This is a genomic window from Agromyces sp. MMS24-K17, assembly GCF_043950245.1.
Lineage (GTDB): Bacteria > Actinomycetota > Actinomycetes > Actinomycetales > Microbacteriaceae > Agromyces.
In genome coordinates this window covers 2,725,652-2,752,254 of the sequence record NZ_CP171640.1, presented here as the reverse complement: position 1 = coordinate 2,752,254, position 26,603 = coordinate 2,725,652, and the positions used below count along the sequence as shown (strand labels likewise).

Annotated in this window: 23 protein-coding genes and 2 tRNA genes; 6 read left to right on the top strand and 19 right to left on the bottom strand. The window is 72.4% G+C overall.

Annotation, left to right across the window (positions count from 1 at the left end; genetic code table 11):
• Window positions 1–79: 79 nt before the first annotated feature.
• The 5 genes from dxs to dut form a co-directional block, all read right to left on the bottom strand.
• Window positions 80–2,026 (bottom strand): 1-deoxy-D-xylulose-5-phosphate synthase, encoded by a 1,947-nt coding sequence (gene dxs / locus ACGGZK_RS12540; protein WP_395242981.1) that lies wholly within the window; start codon window positions 2,024–2,026, stop codon window positions 80–82.
• Window positions 2,027–2,143: 117 nt separating this feature from the next.
• Window positions 2,144–4,954, bottom strand: a complete 2,811-nt coding sequence (locus ACGGZK_RS12535) for an aconitate hydratase (protein ID WP_395242980.1) — start codon at window positions 4,952–4,954, stop codon at window positions 2,144–2,146.
• A 158-nt stretch (window positions 4,955–5,112) separates the two neighbouring features.
• Window positions 5,113–5,949 carry a DUF3159 domain-containing protein gene (locus tag ACGGZK_RS12530; RefSeq protein ID WP_395242979.1) on the bottom strand — a complete coding sequence of 279 codons (837 nt, stop codon included), beginning with the start codon at window positions 5,947–5,949 and terminating at the stop codon, window positions 5,113–5,115.
• A 2-nt stretch (window positions 5,950–5,951) separates the two neighbouring features.
• Window positions 5,952–6,572 carry a DUF3710 domain-containing protein gene (locus tag ACGGZK_RS12525; RefSeq protein ID WP_395242978.1) on the bottom strand — a complete coding sequence of 207 codons (621 nt, stop codon included), beginning with the start codon at window positions 6,570–6,572 and terminating at the stop codon, window positions 5,952–5,954.
• Window positions 6,569–7,027, bottom strand: a complete 459-nt coding sequence (gene dut, locus ACGGZK_RS12520) for a dUTP diphosphatase (protein WP_395242977.1) — start codon at window positions 7,025–7,027, stop codon at window positions 6,569–6,571. Before dut ends, ACGGZK_RS12525 begins: the two co-directional genes overlap by 4 nt.
• A 38-nt stretch (window positions 7,028–7,065) precedes the next feature.
• Here dut and ACGGZK_RS12515 point away from each other — a divergent pair, with 38 nt between their 5' ends.
• Entirely contained in the window at window positions 7,066–7,530 is a 465-nt protein-coding gene (locus ACGGZK_RS12515) for a DUF3093 domain-containing protein (RefSeq protein ID WP_395242976.1), read from the top strand.
• Here the strand turns inward: ACGGZK_RS12515 and ACGGZK_RS12510 are convergent.
• Window positions 7,527–7,820: a DUF4193 domain-containing protein gene (locus ACGGZK_RS12510; RefSeq protein ID WP_395242975.1), complete on the bottom strand. Its 294-nt coding sequence runs from the start codon at window positions 7,818–7,820 to the stop codon at window positions 7,527–7,529. The two genes, ACGGZK_RS12515 and ACGGZK_RS12510, sit on opposite strands and share 4 nt — an antisense overlap.
• 194 nt (window positions 7,821–8,014) lie before the next feature.
• Here ACGGZK_RS12510 and sepH point away from each other — a divergent pair, with 194 nt between their 5' ends.
• Complete coding sequence (sepH, locus tag ACGGZK_RS12505) at window positions 8,015–9,175, top strand: septation protein SepH (protein WP_395242974.1); 1,161 nt, start codon at window positions 8,015–8,017, stop codon at window positions 9,173–9,175.
• Window positions 9,176–9,244: 69 nt separating this feature from the next.
• Here the strand turns inward: sepH and clpX are convergent, their stop codons facing one another.
• The 6 genes from clpX to ACGGZK_RS12475 form a co-directional block, all read right to left on the bottom strand.
• Entirely contained in the window at window positions 9,245–10,519 is a 1,275-nt protein-coding gene (clpX, locus tag ACGGZK_RS12500; protein ID WP_395242973.1) for an ATP-dependent Clp protease ATP-binding subunit ClpX, read from the bottom strand.
• A 147-nt stretch (window positions 10,520–10,666) separates the two neighbouring features.
• Window positions 10,667–11,338 (bottom strand): ATP-dependent Clp protease proteolytic subunit, encoded by a 672-nt coding sequence (locus ACGGZK_RS12495; RefSeq protein WP_395242972.1) that lies wholly within the window; start codon window positions 11,336–11,338, stop codon window positions 10,667–10,669.
• Window positions 11,339–11,357: 19 nt separating this feature from the next.
• Entirely contained in the window at window positions 11,358–11,942 is a 585-nt protein-coding gene (locus tag ACGGZK_RS12490; protein WP_395242971.1) for an ATP-dependent Clp protease proteolytic subunit, read from the bottom strand.
• 75 nt (window positions 11,943–12,017) lie between these two features.
• Complete coding sequence (locus ACGGZK_RS12485) at window positions 12,018–12,551, bottom strand: tetratricopeptide repeat protein (RefSeq protein ID WP_395242970.1); 534 nt, start codon at window positions 12,549–12,551, stop codon at window positions 12,018–12,020.
• 120 nt (window positions 12,552–12,671) lie between these two features.
• On the bottom strand, window positions 12,672–14,081 hold the full coding sequence (gene tig / locus ACGGZK_RS12480) for a trigger factor (protein WP_395242969.1): 1,410 nt from the start codon (window positions 14,079–14,081) through the stop codon (window positions 12,672–12,674).
• 51 nt (window positions 14,082–14,132) lie between these two features.
• A tRNA-Pro gene (locus tag ACGGZK_RS12475) sits at window positions 14,133–14,207 on the bottom strand.
• 206 nt (window positions 14,208–14,413) lie between these two features.
• Here ACGGZK_RS12475 and ACGGZK_RS12470 point away from each other — a divergent pair.
• Together ACGGZK_RS12470 and ACGGZK_RS12465 are read left to right on the top strand one after the other, a co-directional pair.
• On the top strand, window positions 14,414–18,151 hold the full coding sequence (locus tag ACGGZK_RS12470) for an SCO7613 C-terminal domain-containing membrane protein (RefSeq protein ID WP_395242968.1): 3,738 nt from the start codon (window positions 14,414–14,416) through the stop codon (window positions 18,149–18,151).
• Between the two features lie 78 nt (window positions 18,152–18,229).
• A tRNA-Gly gene (locus ACGGZK_RS12465) sits at window positions 18,230–18,303 on the top strand.
• Window positions 18,304–18,360: 57 nt separating this feature from the next.
• On the opposite strand, the gene ACGGZK_RS12460 is transcribed toward ACGGZK_RS12465, so the two are convergent.
• Complete coding sequence (locus ACGGZK_RS12460) at window positions 18,361–18,936, bottom strand: hypothetical protein (protein WP_395242967.1); 576 nt, start codon at window positions 18,934–18,936, stop codon at window positions 18,361–18,363.
• Here ACGGZK_RS12460 and ACGGZK_RS12455 point away from each other — a divergent pair.
• On the top strand, window positions 18,926–19,414 hold the full coding sequence (locus ACGGZK_RS12455) for a Dps family protein (protein WP_395242966.1): 489 nt from the start codon (window positions 18,926–18,928) through the stop codon (window positions 19,412–19,414). The genes ACGGZK_RS12460 and ACGGZK_RS12455 overlap by 11 nt on opposite strands.
• Before the next feature lie 55 nt (window positions 19,415–19,469).
• The gene (locus ACGGZK_RS12450) at window positions 19,470–20,168 is read left to right on the top strand and encodes a hypothetical protein (protein ID WP_395242965.1); all 699 of its coding nucleotides are present in this window, start codon (window positions 19,470–19,472) and stop codon (window positions 20,166–20,168) included.
• Window positions 20,169–20,178: 10 nt separating this feature from the next.
• Here ACGGZK_RS12450 and ACGGZK_RS12445 read toward each other — a convergent pair whose 3' ends face one another.
• The 6 genes from ACGGZK_RS12445 to ACGGZK_RS12420 form a co-directional block, all read right to left on the bottom strand.
• On the bottom strand, window positions 20,179–20,841 hold the full coding sequence (locus ACGGZK_RS12445) for a response regulator (protein ID WP_395246080.1): 663 nt from the start codon (window positions 20,839–20,841) through the stop codon (window positions 20,179–20,181).
• A gap of 119 nt (window positions 20,842–20,960) precedes the next feature.
• Window positions 20,961–22,493 (bottom strand): sensor histidine kinase, encoded by a 1,533-nt coding sequence (locus tag ACGGZK_RS12440; RefSeq protein WP_395242964.1) that lies wholly within the window; start codon window positions 22,491–22,493, stop codon window positions 20,961–20,963.
• 161 nt (window positions 22,494–22,654) lie between these two features.
• On the bottom strand, window positions 22,655–24,208 hold the full coding sequence (locus tag ACGGZK_RS12435; RefSeq protein WP_395242963.1) for an amidohydrolase: 1,554 nt from the start codon (window positions 24,206–24,208) through the stop codon (window positions 22,655–22,657).
• Window positions 24,205–24,909, bottom strand: coding sequence for an FMN-binding negative transcriptional regulator (locus tag ACGGZK_RS12430; RefSeq protein ID WP_395242962.1), 705 nt, complete (start codon window positions 24,907–24,909; stop codon window positions 24,205–24,207). The genes ACGGZK_RS12435 and ACGGZK_RS12430 overlap by 4 nt, the downstream gene beginning before the upstream one ends.
• Before the next feature lie 40 nt (window positions 24,910–24,949).
• Window positions 24,950–25,999, bottom strand: a complete 1,050-nt coding sequence (locus ACGGZK_RS12425; RefSeq protein WP_395242961.1) for an Fpg/Nei family DNA glycosylase — start codon at window positions 25,997–25,999, stop codon at window positions 24,950–24,952.
• Between the two features lie 3 nt (window positions 26,000–26,002).
• Entirely contained in the window at window positions 26,003–26,497 is a 495-nt protein-coding gene (locus ACGGZK_RS12420) for a ribose-5-phosphate isomerase (RefSeq protein WP_395242960.1), read from the bottom strand.
• Window positions 26,498–26,603: the final 106 nt, after the last annotated feature.

The window sequence follows — 26,603 nt, the reverse complement described above, 5'->3', positions numbered from 1 at the left end:
CCCCGACCGATCCGGTCGGGGCCCTTCCTCGTGTGCGCGCCGGTGGGCGGGGCGCGGTCCGCGCCGCCGCCGGCCGTCCCTACTTCTTCGCCGGGAGGATCACCGGCTGCGCGCCGGTCTCGTCGGAGGCGCCGCGGGCGTGCGGCAGCTTCGTGCCGAGCACCATGGCCGTGACATCCTGCGCGATCTGCTGCGCGGTCAGGCCGACGCGCTCGAGGATGTCGCCGCGGGAGCCGTGGTCGAGGAACTCGTCGGGCAGGCCGATCTCGGTCACGGCCGTGTCGACGTCGGCCTCGCGCAGGTCCTGGCGGATGCGCGTGCCGATGCCGCCGACGCGGATCCCGTCCTCCAGGCTGACCACGATGCGGTACTCGGCCGACAGGTCGACGACGCTGCGGGGCACCGGCACCACCCAGCGCGGGTCGACGACGGTCGCGCCGATCCCCTGCGCCTCGAGGCGTCCGGCGACGTCGAGCCCGAGCCCGGCCATCGGCCCGACGGTGACGATGAGCACGTCCTTCCGGTCGGACTCGCGCAGGACGTCGACGCCGTCCGACGTGCGCCGCTCCGCGGCGTACTCGGTGCCGACCGCTCCCTTCGGGAACCGGAGCACCGTCGGTGCATGCTCGACCCGAACGGCTTCACCGAGCTCCTCGGTCAGCCGCACCGAGTCGCGTGGAGCCGCAATGCGGATACCGGGCACGACCTGGAGGATCGAGAGGTCCCAGACGCCGTGGTGGCTCGGCCCGTCGGGCCCGGTCACGCCGGCCCGGTCGAGCACGAACGTGACGCCCGCGCGGTGGAGCGCGACATCCATCAGCACCTGGTCGAACGCGCGGTTCATGAACGTCGCGTACACCGCGACGACCGGGTGGAGCCCGCCGAAGGCGAGGCCCGCCGCGCTCGTCACCGCGTGCTGCTCGGCGATGCCGACGTCGAACACCCGGTTCGGGAATCGCTCCGCCATGCGGTGCAGGCCCGTCGGGCGCAGCATCGCCGCGGTGATGCCGACGAGCCGCTCGTTCGACTCGGCCAGCTCGACCAGCGAGTCGGCGAACACCCCCGTCCACGACTTCGCCCCGGCTGTCTCGAGCGACTCCCCCGTCTCCGGGTCGATCTGCCCGACGGCGTGGAACTGGTCGGCGACATCGCGCAGCGCCGGCTCGTACCCGCGGCCCTTCTCCGTGATCGCGTGCACGATCACCGGAGCGCCGTAGTGCTTCGCCTGGCGGAGCGCCGACTCCATCGCGTGCTCGTCGTGCCCGTCGACCGGGCCCACGTACTTGATGTCGAGGTTCGAGTACAGCGCCTCGTTGCCGCTGACGCGCGACAGGAAGCCGTGCAGGCCGCCGCGGACGCCCTGGTAGATCGCCCGGGCGGGCCGGCCGAGCTTGTCGAACGCGCGGCTCGAGGAGAGGTGCAGGTTGCGGTACCGGCTGTTCGTCCGCACGGAGCTCAGGAACCTGGCCATGCCGCCGATCGTCGGCGCGTACGAGCGCCCGTTGTCGTTGACGACGATGATGAGGTTGCGCGTGTTGTCGTCGGAGATGTTGTTCAGCGCCTCCCACGTCATGCCACCGGTGAGCGCGCCGTCGCCGACGACGGCGATCACGTGGCGGTCGCGCTGCCCGGTCATCTCGAACGCCTTCGAGATGCCGTCGGCCCACGAGAGGGAACTCGATGCATGCGAGCTCTCGACGATGTCGTGCTCGGACTCCGACCGCTGCGGGTACCCGGCGAGCCCGCCGGTCTGCCGCAGCTGCGAGAAGTCCTGCCGGCCCGTGAGCAGCTTGTGCACGTACGACTGGTGCCCGGTGTCGAAGACGATCGCGTCCTTCGGCGACTGGAACACCCGGTGGATGGCGATGGTCATCTCGACGACGCCGAGGTTCGGGCCGAGGTGCCCGCCGGTCTTCGCGACGTTGCGCACGAGGTACTCGCGGATCTCCTCCGCCAGTTGGTCGAGCTGCTCCCTCGTGAGCGCGTCCAGGTCGCGGGGACCGGAGATCGTCTCGAGGAGGGTCATCTCCACCGCCTTTCCGATGCCCCGACGGGAGCATCCAACGAGTCTACGCGACCGGCATGCGACGAGGCCGGGCCCATCGGACCCGGCCTCGTCTGCCGATCTGGGATCGGACGCCGATCAGACCAGCGAACGCAGCACGTACTGCAGGATGCCGCCGTTGCGGTAGTAGTCGGCCTCACCGGGCGTGTCGATGCGGACGACCGCGTCGAACTCGATCGTCTCCTTGCCGGCCGGCGAGTGCTCGCTGGGGGCGGCGACGACGCGAACCGTCTTGGGCGTGACGCCCTCGTTCAGCTGCTCGATGCCCGTGATCGAGACGACCTCGGTGCCGTCGAGGCCGAGCGAGTCGGCCGACTCGCCGGCCGGGAACTGCAGCGGGACGACGCCCATGCCGATGAGGTTCGAGCGGTGGATGCGCTCGAAGCTCTCGGTGATCACGGCCTTCACGCCGAGGAGGTTGGTGCCCTTCGCGGCCCAGTCGCGGCTCGAGCCCGAGCCGTACTCCTTGCCGCCGAAGATCACCAGCGGGATGCCCGCGGCCTGGTAGTTCGTCGACGCGTCGTAGATGAACGACTGCGGGCCGTCGGCCTGGGTGAAGTCGCGCGTGTAGCCGCCCTCGACGCCGTCGAGGAGCTGGTTCTTCAGGCGGATGTTCGCGAACGTGCCGCGGATCATCACCTCGTGGTTGCCACGGCGCGAGCCGTACGAGTTGAAGTCCTTGCGCTCCACGCCGTGCTCGGTCAGGTACTGGCCTGCGGGGCTGTCGGCCTTGATCGAACCGGCCGGCGAGATGTGGTCGGTGGTGACCGAATCGCCGAGCTTGGCGAGCACGCGGGCACCGGCGATGTCGCTGACCGGGGTGGTCTCGAGCGTCATGCCGTCGAAGTACGGGGGCTTGCGGACGTACGTCGACTCGCCGTCCCACTCGAAGGTCGCGCCGGTCGGCGTCGGCAGGTTGCGCCAGCGGTCGTCGCCGTCGAACACGCCCGCGTACTGGGTCGTGAACATGTCCTCGTTGATCGACTCGTCGATCGTCTTCTGCACCTCGGCCGCGTCGGGCCAGATGTCCTTGAGGAAGACGTCGTTGCCGTCCTGGTCGGTGCCCAGCGGGTCGACCTCGAAGTCGAAGTTCATCGAGCCGGCGAGCGAGTACGCGATCACGAGCGGCGGGCTCGCGAGGTAGTTCATCTTCACGTCGGGGTTGATACGGCCCTCGAAGTTGCGGTTGCCCGAGAGCACCGCGGTCACGGCGAGGTCGTTCTGCTGGACCGCGCTCGAGACCTCCTCGATGAGCGGGCCCGAGTTGCCGATGCAGGTGGTGCAGCCGTAGCCGACCGTGTAGAAGCCGAGGTCCTCGAGGTCCTGCGTGAGGCCGGCCTTCTCGTAGTACTCGGTGACGACCTTCGACCCGGGGGCGAGGGTGGTCTTCACCCACGGCTTGGCCTTGAGGCCCTTCTTCACGGCGTTGCGGGCGAGGAGGCCCGCCGCGAGCATGACCGAGGGGTTCGACGTGTTCGTGCACGACGTGATCGCCGCGATCGTGACCGCGCCGTGGTCGAGCGTGTACGACGTGCCGTCGGCCTCGACGACACGGGTCGGCTTCGACACGGTCTTCGGCGCGTGCGAGTGGTGGTGGTGCTCGTGGTGGCTCTGCTCGTCCTCCGGGGTGAGCCCGGGCGGGTCGGAGGCCGGGAACGACTCGGAGATCGTCAGGTCGACGAGGTCGTGGTCGATGTCGGCGTAGTTCACCAGGTCGCGCTCGAACTGGTCCTTCGCGTCGGTCAGGACGATGCGGTCCTGCGGGCGCTTCGGGCCGGCGATCGAGGGCACGACCGTCGAGAGGTCGAGCTCCAGGTACTCGGAGAACGACGGCTCGTTGTCGGCGTCGTGCCAGAGGGTCTGCGCCTTCGAGTAGGCCTCGACGAGGGCGATCTGCTCCTCGCTGCGGCCGGTGAGGCGCAGGTAGTCGAGCGTGACGTCGTCGATCGGGAAGATCGCGGCGGTCGAGCCGAACTCGGGGCTCATGTTGCCGATGGTCGCGCGGTTCGCGAGCGGCACGGATGCCACGCCCGAGCCGTAGAACTCGACGAACTTGCCGACGACGCCGTGCTTGCGGAGCATGTCGGTGATCGTGAGCACGACGTCGGTCGCGGTGACGCCGGTCGGGATCGAGCCGGAGAGCTTGAAGCCGACGACCTTGGGGATGAGCATCGACACGGGCTGGCCGAGCATGGCCGCCTCGGCCTCGATGCCGCCGACGCCCCAGCCGAGGACGCCGAGGCCGTTGACCATGGTGGTGTGCGAGTCGGTGCCGACGCAGGTGTCGGGGTAGGCGCGCAGCACGCCGTCGACCTCGCGGGTGTAGGTGACCTTGGCCAGGTACTCGATGTTGACCTGGTGGACGATGCCGGTGCCCGGCGGGACGACCTTGAAGTCGTCGAAGGCGGTCTGGCCCCAGCGGAGGAACTGGTAGCGCTCGCCGTTGCGCTCGTACTCGATCTCGACGTTGCGCTCGAGGGCGTTCTCGGTGCCGAAGAGGTCGGCGATGACGGAGTGGTCGATGACCATCTCGGCCGGGGCGAGCGGGTTGATCTTGTTCGGGTCGCCGCCGAGCGAGGAGACCGCCTCGCGCATGGTGGCGAGGTCGACGATGCAGGGCACGCCGGTGAAGTCCTGCATGACGACGCGCGCCGGGGAGAACTGGATCTCGGTGTCGGGCTCGGCCGTGGGCACCCACGAGCCGAGCGCCTCGATCTGCTCCTTCGTGACGTTCGCACCGTCCTCGGTGCGGAGGAGGTTCTCGAGGAGGACCTTCAGGCTGAACGGCAGCTTCTCGTAGCCGGCGACGGTGTCGACCCGGAAGATCTCGTACGCCTTCTCGCCGACGTGGAGCGTGTCCTTCGCCCCGAAACTGTTCACTGCAGACACGATTGCCTTCTCCTTCGCGCGATGCCGCCGCCGCGACGCGGCGGCAAGTCGATCTTCGTCGTCAGACAGGGGCTTCCTCCAGCAAGGCTAGCCTAAGCAGCAGGGGCCCGACAGGCGCCGGTGGCGGCCGAAACTATCTCGACGTCGAGATAACTCTATCACCGCTCCGCGGCGTTCGCGGGCACCCACGTGGCCCGCACGAACAGCCACGTGAGCACGAGCATCAGCGCGTACAGCGGCACCCCCATCAGCAGGCGGCTGAGGCCCAGCCCCGCGACGTCGTTCACCAGGTAGAGCGGCACCTGCACCACGAGCCGCAGCAGGAAGAAGCCGATCCACGCCACCGTGAGCACCTGCGCGAGACGCACCTTGCGGGGATCCGACCGCCACGAGGTGCCGTCGCCGACGAGGAACCCGACGATGAGGCCGAGCGCCGGCCACTTCACGAGCAGCGAGATGAACAGCGCCAGCGCGTACCCGGCGTTCGTGAGGAATCCGAGGAAGTAGTTGTCGCGGGCGTTGCCGGTCCACAGCGCGAGCGCGGCGGAGAGCAGCACGCCCACGAGCCCGGCGATCGCCTGGGTGGGCTGGCTGCGAGCGACGAGGCGCGCCACCGTGAACACGACGGCGAGGCCGACGGATGCCCCGAGCGCGGGCACGAGCGCCGCCTGCGGATCCTGGCCGACGAGGCTCGTCAGCACGGCGTAGGTCACGAGGAAGACGAGTCCGGGCAACAGCGCCTCGAGGAGGCCGCGCACTCCGCCCACGGCCGCCAGCACGTCGTGCGCCGTCAGCCGCTCGTCACGGGCGAGCGCGCCGAGCCCCGACCGCTCGGCGGCGGCCTGAAACTGGCGGGCCAGCTCGGCGCGGTCATCGCCCGCCTGCGAGGGACCCGACGCCGAGCCATCCGCCGCGCCATCGACCGGGGCATCCGACGACGCGCCGTCGCGCTCCTCCGGCCGATCCTCGGAGCGGCCGTCCGCCTGACCCGACATGCCTAGCGGCCGGTCGGGCCGCCGGCCGGGGCCGGCATGCGCAGCGGGATGAGGTCGCGCGGCGGCATCGGCGTCGTGCCGCGCACCACCACGATCGACCGGAAGAGGTCTTCCACCTGCGCGGCCGCGGCCGGGTCGACGGCGGCCTCCCCCGCGATCACGCCGCGGAGGAACCAGCGCGGGCCGTCGACGCCGATGAAACGGGCGAGCCGCGTGTGCGCGGGCGCCGTATCGGTCGCGGCGACGGGGATCTGCGCCAGCAGCTCCGGGCCGAAGGTGCCCTCGCGGACCGTCGTCGTGCCGCCCTGACGGGCGATCTGGTCGGCGATCTGCGCGCGGATCTCGTGCCACAGCCCGCTGGAGCGGGGCGCCGCGAACGGCTGCACCTGCAGGGTCGACTTCGCGTAGTCGAGGCCGATCGCCACGACGCGCTTCGACCCCTCCTCCACCTCGAGTCGCAGGTGCAGGCCCTCGCGAGGGAGGACCTTCACGCCGCCGAGGTCGACGTACGGACGGACGGGGTTCGCCTCGGCCTCGTCGAACGGGCCCGCGGTCGCGCGGTCCTCCGGTGCGGACTTGGGCTGGTCGGCGATGGGGCCGTCGACGTTCTCGATGTCGCTCACGCGTTCACTCCTTGGTTGTGCTCCCCGAACCCGGTCGAGCCGAATCCCCCCTCGCCACGGTGACTGCCGGGCAACCGCTCCACCTCGACGAACCGCGCCCGTGCGACGGGCATCACGACGAGCTGGGCGATCCGGTCGCCCGCCTCGATCGCGTACGACTCGGTCGGATCGGTGTTGAGCAGGGCGACCTTGATCTCGCCGCGGTAGCCCGCGTCGACCGTGCCCGGCGCGTTCACGATGGTGATGCCGTGCTTGAAGGCCAGGCCCGAGCGCGGGACGACGAACGCCGCATACCCGTCGGGCAGCGCGATCGCCACGCCGGTGCCGACGGTGGCACGCTCCCCCGGCCGGAGCACGACCGCCTCGGCGGCATGCAGGTCGGCGCCCGCGTCGCCCGGATGGGCGTAGCTGGGGACGCGATCGGCGGCGATCAACACCTCGACGGTTTCAGTCACCGTTCGAGGGTAGTGCAGAAGTCTGGTCGAATAGAGCCATGCCCGACTACCGTGAACGCCTGTGGCCGACGCCCTGGATCTACGTCGTCACCCTGCTGCTCGTGCCGGCCAGCATCCTCGTGCTCGCGCCGGTGTCGCTGCCCGCGGGGATCGCGACCGGGATCCTCCTCTATGCGGCGACGGTCGGCACGCTCACGCTGACCGCACCCGTCATCGAGGTGCGCGACGGCCGGCTGCACGCCGGGCGCGCGGAGATCTCGCTCGCGCACGTCGGCGAAGCGGTCGGGGCGGATACCGCGGCCGCACGGGTGGAACGGGGCACCGGGCTCGACGCGCGCGCGTACCTCGTGATCCGGGGATGGGTGCAGCCCGTGGTGCGGGTGCCGATCACGGATCCGACGGATCCGGCGCCGTACTGGCTGCTGTCGACGCGGCGCCCGGACGAACTGGCCGCCGCGATCAATCGATCGCGGCGGCCCGGTGGTGCGGTCGGAGCAGCCTAGGAGGCGCACTCCAGGCAGATCGCCCCGAGCTTCGTCTCGTGGTCGATCTGCGAGCGGTGCTTGACCAGGAAGCAGCTGACGCACGTGAACTCGTCCGCCTGGGGCGGGAGCACGACGACGTCGAGCTCGACATCCGAGAGGTCGGCACCGGCGAGGTCGAAGCTTCCGGGATTGTCGGCGTCCTCGACGTCGACCACCCCGGACATCTTGTCGGGAACGCGCTCCTTGAGAGCCTCGATCGACTCGGAGTCGTCTTCGGTCTTCCGCGGTGCGTCGTAATCCGTTGCCATGCCCATCCGTTCCTTGTTACGCCGAGATTCGGCGCGCCATAGTTTGCATCAAAAGCCGAGCATTGGCAAACCACTCGACGGCGCGCCCACCCGACATCCGTGCAACTTCCGGCACGCCCGCGCTATTCCCCGGAGGACCCGCGGCAGCGTGGCATCCTTGGGCGGAGACGCAGGCACGGAAGGGACTCGTCGCGATGCAGGAACTCAAGGTGATCGGGGTCGAGAACGGCGCGCTCGTCGCGGCTTCCGACGACGGCGCGCGATACCGGATCGAGATCGACGAGGTCCTCCAGTCGCGCATCCGACAGGCACAACCCGAGGCCGTGCAGGGACCGCGACTGTCCCCGCGCGAGGTGCAGGCGCAGATCCGCTCCGGCCTCTCCGCCGACGACATCGCCCGGCTCACGGGCGCGTCGGTCGAGTACGTCCGGCGCTTCGAGGGCCCGGTCATCGCCGAGCGCGAGCACATGGTCGCGTCGGCGCTCGCCGTGCCCGTCCACCTGCCCGACGACCTCGACCCCGCCGTCGACGAGCCCGCCTCCTTCGGCACCGTCATCCGCGAACGCCTCGCCCGCCTCGGCGCGCAGGGCGAGCGCTGGGCGAGCTGGAAGGACGAGGAGCGCGGCTGGATCGTCAAGCTCGAGTTCACCGCGGACACCATCGACCACGACGCGCGCTGGGCCTTCGAACCGAAGCGCCAGTCGCTGCACCCGCTGAACTCCGAGGCGATCACCCTGTCGCAGCAGCGCGAGCTCGAGGGCGGGATGATCCCGCGCCTGCGCGCCGTCGGCCACGAGGCCGAGCAGTCGCGCTTCGACAGCGGCGCCTTCACCTTCGAGGAGCCGGAGCAGCGCGACGAGGACACCGCGCCGCAGCCGGAGCTCCTGCCCTACGGGCGCCCCGCCCCGGCCTCGCCGGCCGTCTCCAGCGCCGCCGTCGCGCGCGCCGCCATCAAGCGGGCCGACGAGCCGCCGCAGCCGATCGGCGAGACCGCCGACCTGCTCGAGGCGCTGCGCCGTCGCCGGGGCGAGCGCGAGGCCGCCACCGGCGAGATGCCCTCGCTCGAGCCGTCGGGTCGGCCCGCCCATGTGGGCGCACCGTCCGCGACGGCGTCGCGATTCGACCCGGCTCCCGCGCCGGAACCCATCGTCGAGGCGGATGCTCCGAGCGAGGTCGTGACGCCCTCCGGTCGTGCCACGCCCGCCGAGGACAAGCCAGGACAGGCCGCGCGCGCCCTCTGGGGCGGCCGGACGTCGACGTCGAACGGCGGCGCGAAGACCCGCAAGGGCCGCGCGTCGATGCCGAGCTGGGATGAGATCGTGTTCGGGGCGCGCCCCGACGACGATCTGGCGTGACGAACCCGCAACCCGCGACGACACGAAGGCCCGACCGGCCGTGAGGCCCGGATCGGGCCTTCGCCGCGTCTAGGCGGACTTCTCCTGGCGGCGCGGCTTCACCGGAACGATCGTCGGCGCCGCGTTCTCGCGCACCGCTGCCTCGGTGATGACGACCCGTGCGACGCCCGTGGAGGACGGCACCTCGAACATGATCGGCCCGAGCACCTCCTCCATGATCGCCCGCAGTCCGCGGGCGCCGGTCTGCCGGAGCACCGCGAGGTCGGCGATCGCGTCGAGGGCCGCCTGCTCGAAGTCGAGCTCGACGCCGTCGAGCTCGAACATGCGCTGGTACTGGCGGACGAGGGCGTTCTTCGGCTCGGTGAGGATCTCGATGAGCGCCTGGCGGTCGAGCGGCGTCACCGTCGCGACCACGGGCAGGCGGCCGATGAACTCGGGGATGAGGCCGAACTTGTGCAGGTCCTCCGGGAGGACCTCGGTGAAGAGCTCAGACTGGTCGCGGCGGCTGTGCAGCGGGGCGCCGAAGCCGATGCCGCGTTTGCCGACCCGCGACGAGATGATGTCTTCCAGCCCGGCGAACGCACCTGCCACGATGAACAGCACGTTCGTCGTGTCGATCTGGATGAACTCCTGGTGCGGGTGCTTGCGGCCGCCCTGCGGCGGCACCGAGGCCACCGTGCCCTCGAGGATCTTCAGCAGCGCCTGCTGCACGCCCTCGCCCGAGACATCCCGCGTGATCGAGGGGTTCTCGGCCTTCCGCGCGATCTTGTCGACCTCGTCGATGTAGATGATGCCCGTCTCGGCCCGCTTGACGTCGTAGTCGGCGGCCTGGATGAGCTTCAGGAGGATGTTCTCGACGTCCTCGCCGACGTAGCCCGCCTCGGTGAGGGCCGTCGCGTCGGCGACCGCGAACGGCACGTTCAGCTGTCGGGCGAGCGTCTGCGCGAGGTAGGTCTTGCCGCAGCCGGTCGGGCCGATCAGGAGGATGTTGGACTTCGCGATCTCGATGTCCTCGCGGTGGTCGGCCGGGGTGAGGGCCGCCTTCGCACGGATGCGCTTGTAGTGGTTGTAGACGGCCACCGCGAGCGCGCGCTTCGCGCCCTCCTGGCCGATGACGTACTCCTGCAGGAAGCCGAAGATCTCCTTCGGCTTCGGCAGCTCGAACTCGCCGGACTCGCTCTCGCTCGCCTCGGCGAGGCGCTCCTCGATGATCTCGTTGCAGAGTTCGACGCACTCGTCGCAGATGTAGACGCCGGGGCCGGCGATCAGTTGCTGGACCTGCTTCTGGCTCTTCCCGCAGAACGAGCACTTGAGCAGGTCGGCGCTCTCCCCGATGCGTGCCATCGCAACCTCCCTCTCGCCGCGTCCGGTTCGAGCCTAGCCCGAACCGCCGCCGTTGCGGCCGTGCCGCGCAGAATCATCCGGCGCGGATATGGCGGATGCCCCGGGAGCGGTGTCCCGGGGCATCCGTCGTCGTGGTGTCGTGCCGGATCAGCCGGCCAGTGCCGGCAGGCCGACCTTCCGCGAGGTGAGCACCTGGTCGATCAGGCCGTACTCGAGCGCCTCCTGTGCGGAGAGGATCTTGTCGCGGTCGATGTCCTTGTGCACCTGCTCGGCCGTGCGGTTGGTGTGCCGGGCCAGCGTGTCCTCCAGCCAGGTCCGCATGCGCAGGATCTCGGCCGCCTGGATCTCGATGTCGGAGGCCTGGCCGTGGCCCGCCTCGCCGACCGCCGGCTGGTGGATGAGGATGCGGGCGTTCGGGAGCGCGACGCGCTTGCCCGGGGTGCCCGCCGCCGCGATCACCGCGGCCGCGGATGCGGCCTGGCCGAGCACGACCGTCATGACCTGCGGACGGATGTACTGCATCGTGTCGTAGATGGCCGTCATCGCCGTGAACGAGCCGCCCGGCGAGTTGATGTACATCATGATGTCGCGGTCGGGGTCCATCGACTCGAGCACGAGCAGCTGGGCCATGATGTCGTCGGCCGACGCGTCGTCGACCTGGACGCCCATGAAGATGATGCGGTCCTCGAAGAGCTTCGCGTACGGGTCCTGGCGCTTGTAGCCGTAGGCCGTGCGCTCCTCGAAGCTCGGCAGGATGTAGCGCGAGCCCGGCATCTGGAGTCCGTTGTTCGCGACGCCGCCGAAGGCAGGGATGTTCATTCTCAGTTCTCTCTCTTCCTCACGCCTGGGTGCCGCCGCCGCCGGACACGTCGAGCGCCGATTCGCGGATGTGGTCGACGAAGCCGTACTCGAGGGCCTCCTGCGCCGTGAACCAGCGGTCGCGGTCGCCGTCGGCGTTGATCTGCTCGACCGTCTTGCCGGTCTGCGCCGCGGTGATCTCAGCGAGCCGCTTCTTCATGTCGAGGATCAGCTGCGCCTGCGTCTGGATGTCGCTCGCGGTGCCGCCGAAGCCGCCGTGCGGCTGGTGCAGCAGCACGCGCGCGTTCGGCGTGATGTACCGCTTGCCCTTGGTGCCCGCGGTCAGCAGGAGCTGGCCCATCGAGGCGGCCATGCCGATGCCCACGGTCACGATGTCGTTCGGGACGAACTGCATCGTGTCGTAGATCGCCATGCCCGCCGTGATCGAACCGCCGGGCGAGTTGATGTAGAGGTAGATGTCCTTCTTCGGGTCCTCGGCGGCGAGGAGCAGCAGCTTCGCGGCGATCTCGTTCGCGTTGTCGTCGCGCACCTCGGAACCGAGCCAGATGATCCGGTCCTTCAGCAGTCGATCGAACACACTGTTCGGCAGTGTCGGTTCGGCCATGGATGTCGCTCCGTTTCCGTTGTCGCGTTGCATCGAATCTATCCGGTGCAACACACGGGAACGGGGCTGTTCGCCCTAGGCGGATGCCGCGTCGCCGGCGGCGCCCTCCGCACCCTCCGGGCGCAGGTCGGCCGCATACGCGCGCAGCGAGCGACCGTACTGCGGCAGATGCGCGGCGAGGGCGGCGAGGGCGTCGGATGCCGCGGCGCGCGTCTCACCGAGGTCGACGAGTGCGAGCGCGCGGAACGCGATGACCGCGTCGCGGAGGTCGCCCGCGTCGGGGAGCACCGCGTCGAGCAGCTCGACGGATTCGCGCGGGCGACCGAGGTTGCGGACGGTCGAGGCGAGCTGGACGTGCAACTCCACTCTCGGTCGCCCGCCGAGCCCGAGGTCGAGCGCGCGCCGGTACCAGGCCTCGGCACCGGCCTCGTCGCCGGTCGAGTCGCGGGCGCCGCCGCGCTCGAACGGTCCGCGCGGGTCGTCGTCGGGGAGCTCGTCCGCGAGCGCGTCGATGCGGCGGACCAGCTCGGCGGGATCGATCGCGTCGGCCGACGCCCAGGTCTCGTCGATGCGGTCCTGCCAGCTGCGGGGGTCGGTGGTCGCGGCCATGCGCCTCTCCTCGGGTTCGGTCTCCGGGCCGGAGCGGGCCGGAGCGGGCCGTGCGGGGCCGCTCCGCCTGGACGACGAAGGGCCGGACTCCCGTCCGGCCCTTCGTTCACGTGGCGTGGATTACTCCGCGTCCGCCTTCTTCGCGGCGCGCTTGCGAGCCGGCTTCTTCTCCTCGACCGGGGCCTCCTCAGCCGGCGCCTCGTCGACCGGGGCCTCGTCGGCGGCCGGGGCCTCCTCGGCGGCGTCGTCGCCGGGGACGGCGGTGAACTCGGAGAGGTCGACGGCGTTGCCCGCGGCATCCGTCACCTTCGCCTTGCCGAGCGCGATCGCGAGCGCCTTGTTGCGCGCGACCTCGCCGACCATGGCGGGGATCTGGCCGTTCTGGCTCAGCACCTGCACGAACTCGTTCGGGTCCATGCCGTACTGCGCGGCGCCCTGGACGAGGTACTGCGTGAGCTCCTCCTGGCTGACCTTGACCTCTTCGGCCTCGGCGATCCGGTCGAGCACGATCTGCGTCTTGAAGGCCTTGGTGCTCGCCTCGGTGACCTCGGCGCGGTGCTCGTCGTCCTCGAGGCAACCCTCGGACTCGAGGTGGCGGTGCACCTCGTCCTCGATGACGCTGTCGGCGACCGGCACCTCGACGAGCTCGAGGAGCTTCTCGACCAGGAGGTCGCGCGCCTGCGCGCCCTGGCCGAACGACTTGTTGCGGGCGACCTGCTCCGAGAGGCTGGCGGTCAGCTCGTCGAGCGTGTCGAACTCGCTGGCGATCTGCGCGAAGTCGTCGTCGGCCTCGGGGAGCTCGCGCTCCTTGACGGCCTGGACGGTGACGGTGATCTCCGCGGTCTCGCCCTCGTGGTCGCCGCCGAGCAGCTTCGACTCGAACGTCGTGGTCTCACCGGCGGTGAGCGAGTCGAGGGCGTCGTCGATGCCCTCGAGCAGCTCGCCCGATCCGAGCTCGTACGAGATGCCGTTCGCGGTGTCGACCTCGGTGCCGTCGATCGCGGCGACCAGGTCGAGGGTGACGAAGTCGCCCGACTTGGCCGGGCGGTCGACCGTGATGAGGGTGCCGAAGCGGCTGCGGAGGCGCTCGAGCTCGGCGGCGACCTCGTCCTCGGCGACCTCGGTCGCGTCGACCGTCAGCTCGAGGCCGTCGTAGGCGGGCAGCTCGATCTCGGGACGGACGTCGACCTCGATCGCGAGGAGCAGGTCGCCCGAGAAGTCCTTCTCGCTCGGCCACTCGACGATGTCGGCCGACGGGCGGCCGAGGGGGCGCAGCTCGTGCTCGACGACGGCGGCGCGGAAGAAGCCGTCGAGGCCCTCGTTGACCGCGTGCTCGAGGACGGCGGCCTTGCCGACGCGCTGGTCGATGATGGGCGGCGGCACCTTGCCCTTGCGGAAGCCGGGCACGTTGACCTGCTCGGCGATGTGCTCGTACGCGTGGGCGATGCTCGGCTTGAGCTCCTCGGGCGTCACCGAGATGGTGAGCTTGGCGCGAGTGGGGCTCAGCTTCTCAACCGAAGTGGTCGGCATGGGGAAGATCTCCTGTTTGATGGAAGTTCGTGTCGAGTCATTGACGACCCGTCGGGGCGACAGGATTCGAACCTGCGACCTCCCGCTCCCAAAGCGGGCGCTCTAGCCAAGCTGAGCTACGCCCCGAGTCGCTGACTCAACTCGTCGTGCCGCCCGCGCAGGCATGCCGAAGCACGCGGGTGCGCGGATGGACCCCCGAAAGTCTACTGCACCGCAGCCGCGTGGGATGTGCGCGCCGACGTCGTACGTCGTCGGGCGGCGCGTACCCCCAGAACGCGTCGGCTCCTGTGGAAAGCGCCGCCGCGCGCACCGCGACTGGCAGAGTGTGCCGCATGACCGATCGACCGCCGTCGCCGGACGTCGCCGCCTGGCCGTCCGACCCCGCCTGGCTCCTGGACACCACGCGGTGCCCGTCGTGCTTCACGGTGCTCGTCGCGACCCGCTGCCACGTGTGCGGGCTCGACCTCACCGCCTCCGGGGGCGAGCGCGTGCTCGAGGCCGCCCGGGCGATGCACGGATGGGAGTCCGCGCGGCGCTCCAGGCTCGCCCAGATGCGGGTGGAGCAGGCGGCGCGCGAGGCCGAGGCGGTGCGGCTCGCGGCGGAGGCGGCACGCGCGGCGGAGCCCGTGCTGGTCGCGGAGGCGGGGCAGGTCACTGCTGAGGCACCGCCGCAGGCCCTGGCCGCGGTCGCGCCCGCGGAACCGGCCGGCCCTTCGGTCGTGTCCGTCCCGCCGGGCATCGAGCCGCCGAGGTCCGGAACCGCGGGCATCGCGGCGGCCCCGCCTTCGGCCCCGCGTCGGTCCGGCGTGCAGATCGCCCTGCTCACGGTCGGCGTCGTGCTCGTCTCGGTCGCCGCCATCGTGTTCCTGCTGGTGGCATACCTGATCGCGAGCCTCGAGGTACGGTCGGTCATCATCGCGCTCGCGAGCGCGCTCGTGCTCGGCGTGGCGGTGCTGCTGCGCCGGCGGCGGCTGCCCGGCACGGCCGAGGGCGTGGCATCCGTGGCCGTGGTCCTGCTGCTCCTCGACGCCTGGATCGTGCGCGCGAACGGGCTGTTCGGCAGCGACGACGCCGACCCGCTGTGGTACACCGCGATCGCGTTCGCGGCCGTCGCCGCGGTGCTCGCCCTGGTGCGGCTCGGGTCGGGGCTGCGGGTGCCGGGGTTCGCGGCGGCCGTGCTCGGCCCCACGGCCGCCTTCCTCGTCGGGCTCGCCGTCGATCCGTGGACGGCGACGGGCGCCTGGCTCGGCGGCCTGCTCGCCGCGGTCCTCGGTGTCGGCATCGCCCGGCGCGGGGCGACGCCGGAGCACCTCACGCTGCGCGGCGCGGGGTTCGGCGGGCTCGGCCTCGCGGCGCTGTTCGCCGGGTGGGCGCTGCCCGACGCGGCGGCCGGCACGCTGTGGGCCTACCTCGCCGTGGCGGCCGTCGGCCTCGGGGCCGCGCTGGCGACCGCGACCGACGAGCTGCGCGGCTGGTCGGCTGCGGCGGCGGCGATCGCGGGGGCCGCCGCGGCGCTGGCCCCGCTCACGGCGATCGTGATCGACGCTCCCGTCGACCTCGGATGGTGGCTCGGCCCGGCGCTGGCCGGCGCCGTCGTCGTGCTCGCAGGTGCCGTCCACCGCCGCTCGGCCGGTCCGGCGCCGCTCGCCGCGGTGGTCGCCGCGGGCGCGGTCGCCGCGGCCGGCGCCCTTCCCGCGCTCGTGTCGGGCATCGGCTGGGTGTCGGCGAGGGCGGTGGGCGCGATGGGGGCCTGGGCCGTGCCGGCGGATGCCCCGCTCACCGTGGAGCTCGAGAGCATCGCGGGCCTCCGGCCCGTCGCACCGTGGGCGGCCGCGCTCTGCGCGCTCGGCCTCGCCCTCGGTGCGCTCGCCCTCGGAGCCGTCCTCGGCCGCCCCGTCGTGCGACGTCGGTTGGCGACCGCGGCGCTCGCGCTCGGCGGGGCCGCCGCGCTCTTCGCCGGCGCGGCCGTGCCGATGCTGTGGCTCGCGGTCGCCGCGTTCCTCCTGATCGCCGCCGCGGCGCTCGTGATCGCCGCGCGCGGCGTCCTCCGTGCGGTCGGCGGGGCGGTTCCGATCCTCGCCGTGACCGGCATCCTGGCAGCGCTCACGTCGCTCGGCCTCGGTCGTGCCGCCGAGGCGACCTGGCCCGTGGCGGTCGCCGTCGTCACCGCACTCGCGCTCGTCGCCCGGGCGTGGTCGGACCGCCTGTGGGGGTTCGCAGCGAGCGTTCCCGCCGGGGCGACCCACCTCGGGCTGGCGTCGGCGCTCGTGGCCGTCTTCGGGTGGACGATCCCGGGGTGGCTCGCACGCTCGGCGTCGTTCGCGCAGCCGTTCGACGACGGCTGGACCTGGGTCGCGCTCCTCGCGGCGCCGCTGCTCGTGCTGGTGCTCCTGCTCCCCCGGTTGCATGACGCCGACCGCGCCGCGGCCGGGCTGCCGCTGCTCGCGGCGGGTGCGATCGGCTCCGGGACCGTCGCGCTCGACGGCGGGCCGGGCGGGTGGATCCCGGCGGCACTCCTCGCCGCCGTGGCCGCAGGCACCATCCGCCTCGCACGACCGCCGCTCGTCGGATTCGTCCTGGCCGCGGTGGCGCCGCTCGGGCTCGCCGTGGCCGCCTCCGCGATCGACGCGGTGGACCCCGACCTGCGGGCGACGCTCCTCGCCGGCGCGGCCCTCGTGGCTGCCGCGCTGGCGCATCCGCTGCTCCGGGGCCTCGCTCCGGCGCTCCGGCGCACCTGGATCGTCGCGACCCTCGTCACCGGGCTGTGGGCGCTCGTCGCCGCCTTCGCCGCGCCGTCCTGGACCTGGCTCGTGCTGCTGCTGCTCGCGCCGGTGCCGGTCGTCTGCGCTGCGCTCGAAGGCGATCCGATCGGCGGCCGGTCGCCGTGGCGGCACCTCTCCTGGGCCGCGCTCCCGCTCGCGACCGGAGCCGTCTGGGCCTGGCTCGCCGACCACGAGGTCGACGCGGTCGAACCGTACACCCTGCCCCTGGCTGGATTCCTCCTCGCGACGGCCGCGCTGATCGTCTGGCGCCGCCCGACCGGCGAGGGCATCGCGCCCGGCCGCACCGCCGTCGTGGCGGCGGCGCTCGGCGTGGCGGTGCTGCCCGTCGCCGCACTCGCGGGCGACAGCGACCTGCGCACCATCGTCCTCGTCGCCATCGGCGCGGTCGCGGCGCTGGCGGCGATCGGGCTGCCGTCCGCCTGGGCGGGGCTCCCCGTGCGCCTGCTGGTCGTCGTCGCCGCCTGGGCGGCGCTCGTCCTACCGTCCGTGCTCCGCGGCGCCACCGTCGTCGGCGATTTCTCGCCGCTCCCGGTCGAGTTCTGGCCGGCCATCGGGTTCGCCGGCGCGCTCCTGCTCGCTGTTCCGTGGCACCGCGACGGAGAGCGGCCGGCGGCCCTCGGAAGCTGGATCGTCGCGGCGTCGCTGACGCTCGCCGCCGTCCCGACGGCGATCGCGATCGCGATCGGCGACCTGGTCGACCTCCGTGCGGCGGTGCTCGTCACGCTGCTGATGGCGGCCCACGTCGCCTCGGCGACACGTCGGGCGGGCCCGTTCGCCGGTCCGCTCGTCGGCTGGGTGTCGCTCGCCGATGCCGTGCTGGTCGCCGGCGTCGCGCTCCTCTCGCCGGTCGACCAGGTCGAATCGGTCTCCATCCCGCTCGGCGCGGGCCTCGTGGTCGCCGGCGCCATCCGGATGGCCCGCACGCCGTCGCTGGGGAGCTGGCCGGCCCTCGCTCCCGGCCTGGGCGTGCTCTTCGTCCCCACGTTCATCGCGGGGGTCGTCGACCCGCAGTGGTGGCGCATCATCGGACTCGCGGCGGCCGCCCTCGCGACCCTGCTCATCGGCCTCCGCCTCCGCCTCCAGGCGCCGTTCGTGCTCGGCACGATCACGCTGCTCGTGCACGGCGTCGTGCAACTCTGGCCCTGGATCTCCTGGCTGTACGAGGCGGTGTGGTGGTGGCTGTGGCTCGGCGTCGCCGGGGCCCTGCTGATCACGCTCGCGGCCACGTACGAGCGGCAGCTCCGCCTCGCGAAGGGAGTGGCCAGGTCTATCGGCGAGTTGCGATGAGGGGCCGCCGGCGGCCTGTTCCGTCGCGGGCGGTGCCCGCTCGTGTACTACGATGATCCAGGCGCCCGACGGCGCCGCGCGGATGTAGCTCAATGGTAGAGCCTCAGTCTTCCAAACTGATTACGCGGGTTCGATTCCCGTCATCCGCTCCACATCCGAATCGCGATGGCCGTCGTCGTCGCTCCGGACCGCCGCATCCGCATCAGGGGTCAGATCTCCGCGATGATCGCCGCTCGCCTGGCCTGGCGTTCCTCGTCCGTGATCGTGCCCGCAACGTGGAGCGCATCCAGTTGCGCGAGCCGCGCCTCGATGGTCGGCGGCGCGGGTGGCGTCGGCGGCGTGACCGGCGGCCCGGGCGGCCCGCCCTGGTGGGGCGCCGCCGGATACCCCGGTGCGGTCGGATGCCCCGGTGCCGTCGGATACCCCGGCGGCGGGTACGCACCGGGCGCCGGATGGACCGGAGGCGTCGCGTGACCGCGCGAGGCGTTGGTGCTCGTCACCGCCCACACGATGAGGCCGACGACGACGCCGATCGCGGCCAGCCCGATCAGCAGCAGCACGACGCCGTGCCAGCCCGCGAACCCATGCCAGTACATGGCCGAAATGGTAGTCCGCTCGCCCGGCGTCCGGCACCCGTCGACCGACGCGCGCACCGCAGTCCGCCGCGCATGACGCCGCGAGTCGCCTCGGGTCAGCACAGCCTTCCCTCCCTTGAAATACCCGGCGGCCTGCGTAGCGTTGTCACCGATATCAAGTTCATTGGAAGGTGGATCGATGACCGACATCCAGTACGCACCCAAGACCGGCTCCGGAGCCGACGTGGCCGCGGGCGTGGCGCAGTACTTCACCCCTGTCCTGCACGAGCTCGTCGCCCTCGCCGTCAACGGCAAGCAGGCGCACTGGCACGTCCGCGGCGTGAACTTCATCGCCGTGCACGAGCTGCTCGACCAGGTCGTCGACCACGCGCAGGCGTGGGCCGACGAGGTCGCCGAGCGGGTCGTGGCCCTCGGGCTGCCGATCGACGGCCGCCTCGAGACCGTCGCCACGAAGTCGGGCGCGGTCAACCCGAAGCTCGGGTTCCAGTCCTACGAGGACACCATCGCCGATGTCGTGGCGCAGATCGACCTCGCGACCGAGAAGGTGAACGCGGCGATCGAGGGGCTCGCCGAGCTCGACCCGACCAGCCAGGACGTCGTGATCGGCATCCGCGCCGGCCTCGACAAGGACCGCTGGTTCCTCGCGGCGCACGTCGCCGTCAAGTAGCAGGGGCCGCACCCCCGGGGGTGCGGTGATCAGGGCCCGGGTGCAGAATGCCGTCATGGCGGCGGATGCATCCGGGCCCTCGTCGTCCGCGGGTGACGAGCCACCGCTCAGCGACGCGCAGCGGGCGCTCCGGGCGCAGTTGCTCGCGACCGAGCACTGGAGCCTGCTGGCCTCGCGGTCGACGACGCAGAGCGAGGTGCTGACGCGGATCGCGATCTTCCTGACGCTGGTCTCGGCGGGGCTGGTGTCGCTCGGCGTGCTGGGCAACGCGACCGGGTTCCGGGGCTGGTTCGGGGCGGCGGCGATCGGCGTGCTGCTCCTGCTCGTGCTCCTCGGCGTCATCACCCTGGTCCGCACGTTCAACGTCGCCACCGAGGACCTGATGTACGTGCTCGCCATGAACCGGCTGCGCGGTGCGTACCTCGACCTCGACCCCGGGTTGGCGCCGTACCTGCTGATGGCCGCCGAGGACGATCAGTCCGGTGCGAGCCGGACGTACCACTTCCTGTGGGAGCGCAACGTCAGCGTGGTGTTCGGCAGCTCGATGATGATCATCACCGTCGTCACCGGCGTGGTGGCGGGCCTGTTCGCCGGCGGGCTGGTCGCGCTCGCCGGCGCCGCAGGCTGGGTCGCCGTGGTGGTCGGCGCCGCGACCGCGATCGTGCTGGTCGTCGTCGTGCTGCGACGCGGCTACCGGCAGTACCGGCGCACGTTCGCCGAGCACGTGCCGCTGCGTCGCACGCCGCCGGCCTGACCCGCCCGGGTCAGCGCTGCAGCCAGGCCAGCACGGCGAGCACCCGCCGGTGGTCGGTGCCCGAGTCCTCGAGTCCGAGCTTCTGGAAGATCGAGGTCACGTTCTTCTCGACCGCGCCGATGCCGATGAACAGCTGCGCCGAGATGCCCGCGTTCGTCCGCCCCTCGGCCATGAGCTCCAGCACCTCGCGCTCGCGCGGGGTCAGCGTCGCGAGCGGGTCGGCCCGCCGGGCGAGGAGCTCGCGCACGACCTGCGGGTCGAGCACGGTGCCGCCCTGGCTGACCCGGGAGATCGCGTCCTCGAGCTCGCCGAGCGACGCGACCCGGTCCTTCAGCAGGTAGCCCATGCCGCCCTCGCCGCTGGAGAGGAGTTCGTGCGCATAGGTGCCCTCGACGTACTGGCTGAGCAGCAGGATGCCGAGGCCGGCACGCCGGCGGCGCAGCTCGATCGCGGCGCGCACGCCCTCGTCCCGGAACGTCGGCGGCATGCGCACGTCGAGCACAGCCACGTCGGGGGCGTCGGCCTCGAGGGCGGCGAGCAGTGCGTCCGCGTCGCCGTAGGCGCCGACGGTCTCGAACCCCGCCTCTTCGAACAGGCGGACCAGACCCTCCCGGAGGAGGACCGAGTCCTCGGCGAGCACGACGCGCAGCGGGCGGGGCGGGGCATCCGTCATGGTCCACAGCGTATCGGCGCCGCGACCCGCGGCGCCGACGGCCGGGCGCCCGGGTGCGGGCCCCGACCGCCCGGCGGTCGACCGGGCGACCGCCGGGCGCTCCGCGACCGCGGCGCCGGTCACCGCGCGATCGGCGGCGGGGCCACCTCGGGCTGGTACGGGATGTGCGCACCGATGGTGGTCGGACCGCCGACGGGGCTGTCGACGACGAGGATGCCCCGGAGGCCGCGCACGCGCTCGTCGAGTCCCGCGAGCCCGTGCCCGGAGACCGTCGACGCGCCACCGCGCCCGTTGTCGGTCACCCACAGGTCGAGCCAGCGCCCGCCGTCGGGTGTCACCCGGTCGGACAGCCGCAGGCGCGCGGCGGAGGCATCCGCGTGCTTGGCGACGTTCGTGAGCAGTTCCGCGGCGATGAAGTACGCGTTGCGCTCGATCGCGGCGGGCAGCGCCGCATCGGCGCCGAGCCGGTCGTCGTAGGTGACCGGCACGGGACTGCGGGAGGCGAGCGAGGCGAGCGCGCTCGCGAGGCCGCGGTCCTGGAGGAGCGGCGGGGCGAATCCGCGCGACAGGGCGCGCAGTTCGTCGAGGGCCTCGCGGGCCTGGTCGCGGGCCTCGCCGACGAGCGACCGAGCCGCCTCCGGGTCATGGTCGAGGCGCCGCTCGATCGTCGCGAGGTCCATCTGCAGGCGGACGAGTCGCTGCTGCGGACCGTCGTGGATGTCCCGCTCGAGGCGTCGGAGCGAGGCATCCTCGGCCTGCACGGCGGCACCTCGCGATGCGGCGAGTTCGGCGACCTCGACCTCGAGCGCCTCGGAGCGCCACCGGCCGAGCATGCCGCGGGCGATGGCGTCGTGCAGCAGCGTCAGGCCTCGGAACACGTACGGGAGGGTGAGCGCGAACACGACGCCGATCGCGAACTCGAACATGCGCTCGCCGGCCACCGGGTCCCAGGTGGCGGTCGCGCCCGGGAAGAGCCGCTCGAAGATCCACACGTTCAGGTAGAACTCCCCGTCGTCGGGGATGAAGCCCTCCCAGAACCAGGCCGTGAGGCCGGTGAGCGCACCCGTCAGCCAGGTGATGGTGATGCTCCACGTCACGATGCTGACGATCGGGTTCACGATCATGCCGTGCAGGAGCGCGAGCCAGTAGTGACCGTCGACGAACGGGGCGAACATCGTGCGCCAGAACCCGTCGTTGCGGTCGGAACGGCCCCAGTCGGGGCGTGGGATCTCGGGCCGGCCCGCCCAGCGGAGTCGCACGAGCTCGAGCGTGCCGAAGCCGCGCGCGACGTAGAACGCGGCGACGAGGAGCGGGATGCCGATGACGAGCGCGATGAGGCCGAGGCCGGTGAAGAAGATCGTGGACATCACGGTGAGTCCGAGGACCGCGATCGGCATCGTCAGGATGAGGAACCCGAGTTCGCGCGGCACGTCGGCCCAGAGGCGGCCGTACCCGGCGCGCCGGGGCTTGGTCGCGGGCGCAGCGGCGGGCGCGACGGCGGTCGTAGCGGCGGTCGTAGCGGCGGGCGCGGTCACGGCGGGGGCGACTGCGGCGTCCGGCGCGGGGGCGACGGCGGGCGCCGCGGGCGCGGTGAGGGGCGCCGCCTCGGGCGAAGCCCCGGGCGCGGTCGCGGGCGCTGGTTCGGTGGTCATGGCGGGTCTCCTCAGTCATCGTCGCACGCCCGCGGATCGCGATGCCGGACAGGCGGCATGTCGACCCGATCCGGGCATGCCTCCAGCCTCGCCGGACGGCCCCGGCCGACCCATCCGGCCGCCGACCGGATGCAGGCGGGGGTTATCCCCCGCGGCGCGCCTCAGCCGATCGCGGCGTGCCGGATGCGGCCGCCCACGAGGGTGGCGGCGACCGGCATCGCGCGCAGCCCGTCGAGGGATGCGGCGTACGGGTCGGCGTCGAGCACGGCGAGGTCGGCGCGACCGCCGACCCGGACCTCCGGGCCCGCTCCGCCGGTCGACGCGGCGATCGCGGCCCGCACGTCGATGGCCTGCTCGGGATGCCACGGCTCGCGTCCGTCCCGCGACCGCCCCACGGCCGCGGCGATCGCGACCCACGGGTCGAGCGGGGCGACGGGTGCGTCGGAGCCGAGGGCGAGCTCGACGCCGGCGGCCTGCAACTCGGCGAGCATGAACGCGCGGTCGGTGCGGCCGGCCCAGTACCGGTCGGCGACGTCGCGGTCGTCCATGGCGTGCTCGGGCTGCACGCTCGCGACGACGCCGAGGCGCGCGAAGCGCTCGACGTCCTCGCGGCGGAGGAGCTGGGCGTGCTCGATGGAGGCGCGGCCGTGCCAACCGGTCGGTTCGACGGCCTCGAGGACGTCGAGCACGCGCGCGTTGGCACGGTCGCCGATGGCGTGCACGGCCGGGGCGATGCCTCCGGCGTGGGCGCGGCGCAGGTGTGGCACGAGGTCCTCGTAGGGCACGGTCGCGAGCCCGTACGGGTGCTCGTGGTGGTCGAGGCCGGGGTACGGGTCGAAGCACCAGGCGGTGCGGGTGTTCAACGATCCGTCGGTGATGACCTTCGCGCCGCCCACGGCGACGAGCCCGCCGGTGCCCTCGACGAGGTCGCCGGTGCGCAGGCCCTCGGCGAGCGCGCGGTCGAGGTGCTGCGGGTAGATGCCGAACGCGACCCGCAGGGGGAAGGCGCCGCCGGCGGCGCGGCGGGCCCAGTCGTCGCGGTTCCAGCGCATCTCGTAGTCGGTGACGCCGACGACGCCGCGGGCGGCGGCGCGTGCGGCGGCCTCGGCGACCCATGCGTCGAGCACGTCGTCGGCGATGTCGTCGAGGCCGCGCACGAGGCGGAAGCAGTCGTCCTCCCGGAGGATGCCCGATTCCCCCGCGGCGTCGCCGACGCCGTGGCGACGGGCGGCGGCGGAGTTCACCCAGCAGGCGTGCAGGTCGGCGGCCACGAGCACGACGGGCACGTCGCCCGAGACGCGGTCGAGCAGGTCGCGGCGGGGTGCATCGGCCCAGAGCCCGTCGCGGTAGCCGAACCCGATGACCTCGGTCGCTCCGGCGGCGACGGATGCCTCGACGAGCGCCGCGGCGGCCGCGGCGGACCCCGCCCCGGCGAGGTCGAGCCGGCGGGAGACCATCGCCCACTGCGAGGCGTGCACATGGCGGTCGTGGAGGCCCGGCACGAGCCAGCGGCCGGCGAGGCGGACCCGTTCGGCACGGGCGGCGGCCGCGGAGGCCGGTGCGACGCCGTGCGGGAGCACCTCGGCGATGCGGCCCTCGACGAGGAGGACGTCGACCGGTTCGGCGGCACCGGGGAGGCGCGCGCCCTCGAGCAGCAGCGGGTCGGCGGGCGCGGGCGCGGGCCCGGTGCCGCGCGCCGGCGCGGCGCCCGTCACGCTCCGGCCGTCCGGGCGCCGTCGGCCGGCGCCGGCGCGGTCGGGGCGGCCGCCTGCGCCGCACGGGCGGCACGGAGCGCGTCGTGCGTGCGGCGCATCTCCTCGGCGAGCGCGGCGTTGGCGTACGGCCCGTCGCCGTCGAGTTCGACCAGGACGCGGTCGACGACCTCGTCGGGCTTGTTCTGGCTCAGCTTGCTCTTCGCGGTGAAGCGGGTGATCGGGATGCGCAGGCCCACGGTGCCCGATGCGATCCGGTCGGCGTACTGGGAGTTCTCGAGGGTGCCGCGCATGCGCATCGGCTCGGGCAGCGGATCCTCGAAGTGGTCGACGAGCGCTTCGAGCACGCGCAGGTTCTCCTCGTCGGTGAGGATCTCGGGCGTGCCGTGCAGGTGCGCGACGACGAAGTTCCAGGTGGGCACCCCGGGGCTCGTGCCGTACCAGCCGGGCGAGACGTACCCGTGCGGACCCTGCGCGATGACGAGCACCTCGTGCCGGCCGAGCTCGTGCAGGAGTTCGTCGGGGCGGCCGACGTGGGTGAGCAGGACGATGCCGGAGGCGTCCTCGTCGAGGAGCACCGGGTAGTGGCTGGCGACGAGGCCCGAGGCATCCGTCGCGCTCACGATCGTCATCCAGGGGTGCTCGCGGAGGAGGCGCTTGACGCCCTCCTCGCTCGCGAGGGTGAAGCTCGGGTTCTGTCGCATGGGTCTCCTGGTCTCGATACCTTCGCTACTCGACCACCGGTTACGCCTGGTCCTTCGGGCACCAGTAGAGCTTCCGCCCGCCCATCTCCTCGAGGACGATGTGCGTGCCGCAGACCCGGCAGGGCAGGCCCTCGCGCTTGTACACCCAGTGCCGGTCGTCGCGGCTGGCCATGGCGGCACGGTACGCCTCGGGGTCGAGGTCGTCCATCGTCATCATCTGGCCGGTCTCGACGCCGATGCGCAGCAGCCGCGACCAGTCGTGCCAGAGCTCGCGCACGGTCTCCTCGGGGACCTTGCGGCCCGGGGTGTGCGGGTTGAGCCCGGCGCGGAACAGGAGTTCGGCGCGGTACACGTTGCCGATGCCGGAGACGACGGACTGGTCCATGAGCAGCAGCCCGATGGCCACGTTGCGGCGGCGGACCGCGTCGACGAAGCGGTGCTCGGCCTCCGGCCCGCCGTCGAGCAGCGGGTCGGGCCCGAGCTTCGCGATGACGGCCTCGACCTGCACGGGGTCGAGGACCTCGCACGCGGTCGGGCCGCGCAGGTCGGCGCAGATGGTGTCGGTGAGGAGGCGCACCCGCACTTGGCCGATCGGCTCGGGCGGGAAGGCGTCGAGCCCGTTCCCCTCCTTCTCGGACTCGGACATGCGCAGGCGGGTGCGCCGGGGTGCGCCGATCGAGTGCAGCGAGTTCTCGCCGGCGGCGTCGAACACGACCGCGTCGGGGTTGGGCCCGTCGAACGCGGACCCCTCGAGGGCGGTGCCTTCGAGGGCCGGGTGCTCGAGGACCGTGCCGCGCTGGTTCGTCTGCCCCATGCGCCCGTTGGCGGACGCGATCGTCGCGTCCATGAGGATCTCCCCGGCGAAGTCCCATGCCCCGTACATGCCGAGGTGCACCCGGAGCCACACGTCGCCGTCGAACTCGAGGAACATCTGCTTGCCCACGGCGCGGGCGTCGAGCATCCGCCGCCCGTCGAGCTCGGCCGCACCCGCGGCGAACCGGCCCTGCGGGCTGGAGGCGCGCACGACGTGCCCGACGTAGTTGCGGTCGAACTGCCGGGTGATGCGGTGGACGGAGTGACCCTCGGGCACGGGTCAGGCCTCGACGTCGACGCCCTTGCCGGCGATGTCGCCGGTGCGCTCCCACTCGGCGAGCTGCGCGATGCGGCGCACGTGCCGCTCGTCGCCCGAGAACGGCTCGGCGATGAACGCGTCGATGTAGCGGATCGCCTCCTCGACGGTGTGCTGGCGGGCGCCGATCGAGATGACGTTCGCGTCGTTGTGCTGGCGGGCGAGGATCGCGGTGTCCATGCTCCACACGAGCGCGGCGCGGATGCCGTCGACCTTGTTCGCGGCGATCTGCTCGCCGTTGCCCGAGCCGCCGAAGACGATGCCCAGGGCCTGCGTGCCGGCCGCCTGGTCGCGGGCGACCGCGAGCGCCGCGTTGATGCAGAAGGCCGGGTAGTCGTCGAGCGGGTCGTACCCGGTCGGCCCGTGGTCGACGACCTCGTGGCCGCCGTTCGTCAGGTGGTCGACGAGGGTCCGGGAGAACTCGAGGCCGGCGTGGTCGGTCGCGATGTGGATGCGCATGGGAGCAAGTCTAGGGACGCGACGGATGCCCCGGGCGCGGCCCCTCGCCTAGGCTGGTTCGCGGTGCGCCCGGCCAGAAGCCGGCGACGCCGCATCCGCTCGAATC

What these genes read in the sequence shown, in the direction of transcription:
- dxs (WP_395242981.1), bottom strand. Translation starts at nt 2,026, where the DNA reads ATGACCCTCCTCGAGACGATCTCCGGTCCCCGCGACCTGGACGCGCTC.
- ACGGZK_RS12530 (WP_395242979.1), bottom strand. Translation starts at nt 5,949, where the DNA reads ATGTCGGGTCAGGCGGACGGCCGCTCCGAGGATCGGCCGGAGGAGCGC.
- ACGGZK_RS12515 (WP_395242976.1), top strand. Translation starts at nt 7,066, where the DNA reads ATGCCCGACTACCGTGAACGCCTGTGGCCGACGCCCTGGATCTACGTC.
- ACGGZK_RS12510 (WP_395242975.1), bottom strand. Translation starts at nt 7,820, where the DNA reads ATGGCAACGGATTACGACGCACCGCGGAAGACCGAAGACGACTCCGAG.
- sepH (WP_395242974.1), top strand. Translation starts at nt 8,015, where the DNA reads ATGCAGGAACTCAAGGTGATCGGGGTCGAGAACGGCGCGCTCGTCGCG.
- clpX (WP_395242973.1), bottom strand. Translation starts at nt 10,519, where the DNA reads ATGGCACGCATCGGGGAGAGCGCCGACCTGCTCAAGTGCTCGTTCTGC.
- ACGGZK_RS12495 (WP_395242972.1), bottom strand. Translation starts at nt 11,338, where the DNA reads ATGAACATCCCTGCCTTCGGCGGCGTCGCGAACAACGGACTCCAGATG.
- ACGGZK_RS12490 (WP_395242971.1), bottom strand. Translation starts at nt 11,942, where the DNA reads ATGGCCGAACCGACACTGCCGAACAGTGTGTTCGATCGACTGCTGAAG.
- ACGGZK_RS12485 (WP_395242970.1), bottom strand. Translation starts at nt 12,551, where the DNA reads ATGGCCGCGACCACCGACCCCCGCAGCTGGCAGGACCGCATCGACGAG.
- tig (WP_395242969.1), bottom strand. Translation starts at nt 14,081, where the DNA reads ATGCCGACCACTTCGGTTGAGAAGCTGAGCCCCACTCGCGCCAAGCTC.
- ACGGZK_RS12470 (WP_395242968.1), top strand. Translation starts at nt 14,414, where the DNA reads ATGACCGATCGACCGCCGTCGCCGGACGTCGCCGCCTGGCCGTCCGAC.
- ACGGZK_RS12455 (WP_395242966.1), top strand. Translation starts at nt 18,926, where the DNA reads ATGACCGACATCCAGTACGCACCCAAGACCGGCTCCGGAGCCGACGTG.
- ACGGZK_RS12460 (WP_395242967.1), bottom strand. Translation starts at nt 18,936, where the DNA reads ATGTCGGTCATCGATCCACCTTCCAATGAACTTGATATCGGTGACAAC.
- ACGGZK_RS12450 (WP_395242965.1), top strand. Translation starts at nt 19,470, where the DNA reads ATGGCGGCGGATGCATCCGGGCCCTCGTCGTCCGCGGGTGACGAGCCA.
- ACGGZK_RS12445 (WP_395246080.1), bottom strand. Translation starts at nt 20,841, where the DNA reads ATGACGGATGCCCCGCCCCGCCCGCTGCGCGTCGTGCTCGCCGAGGAC.
- ACGGZK_RS12440 (WP_395242964.1), bottom strand. Translation starts at nt 22,493, where the DNA reads ATGACCACCGAACCAGCGCCCGCGACCGCGCCCGGGGCTTCGCCCGAG.
- ACGGZK_RS12430 (WP_395242962.1), bottom strand. Translation starts at nt 24,909, where the DNA reads ATGCGACAGAACCCGAGCTTCACCCTCGCGAGCGAGGAGGGCGTCAAG.
- ACGGZK_RS12420 (WP_395242960.1), bottom strand. Translation starts at nt 26,497, where the DNA reads ATGCGCATCCACATCGCGACCGACCACGCCGGCCTCGAGTTCTCCCGG.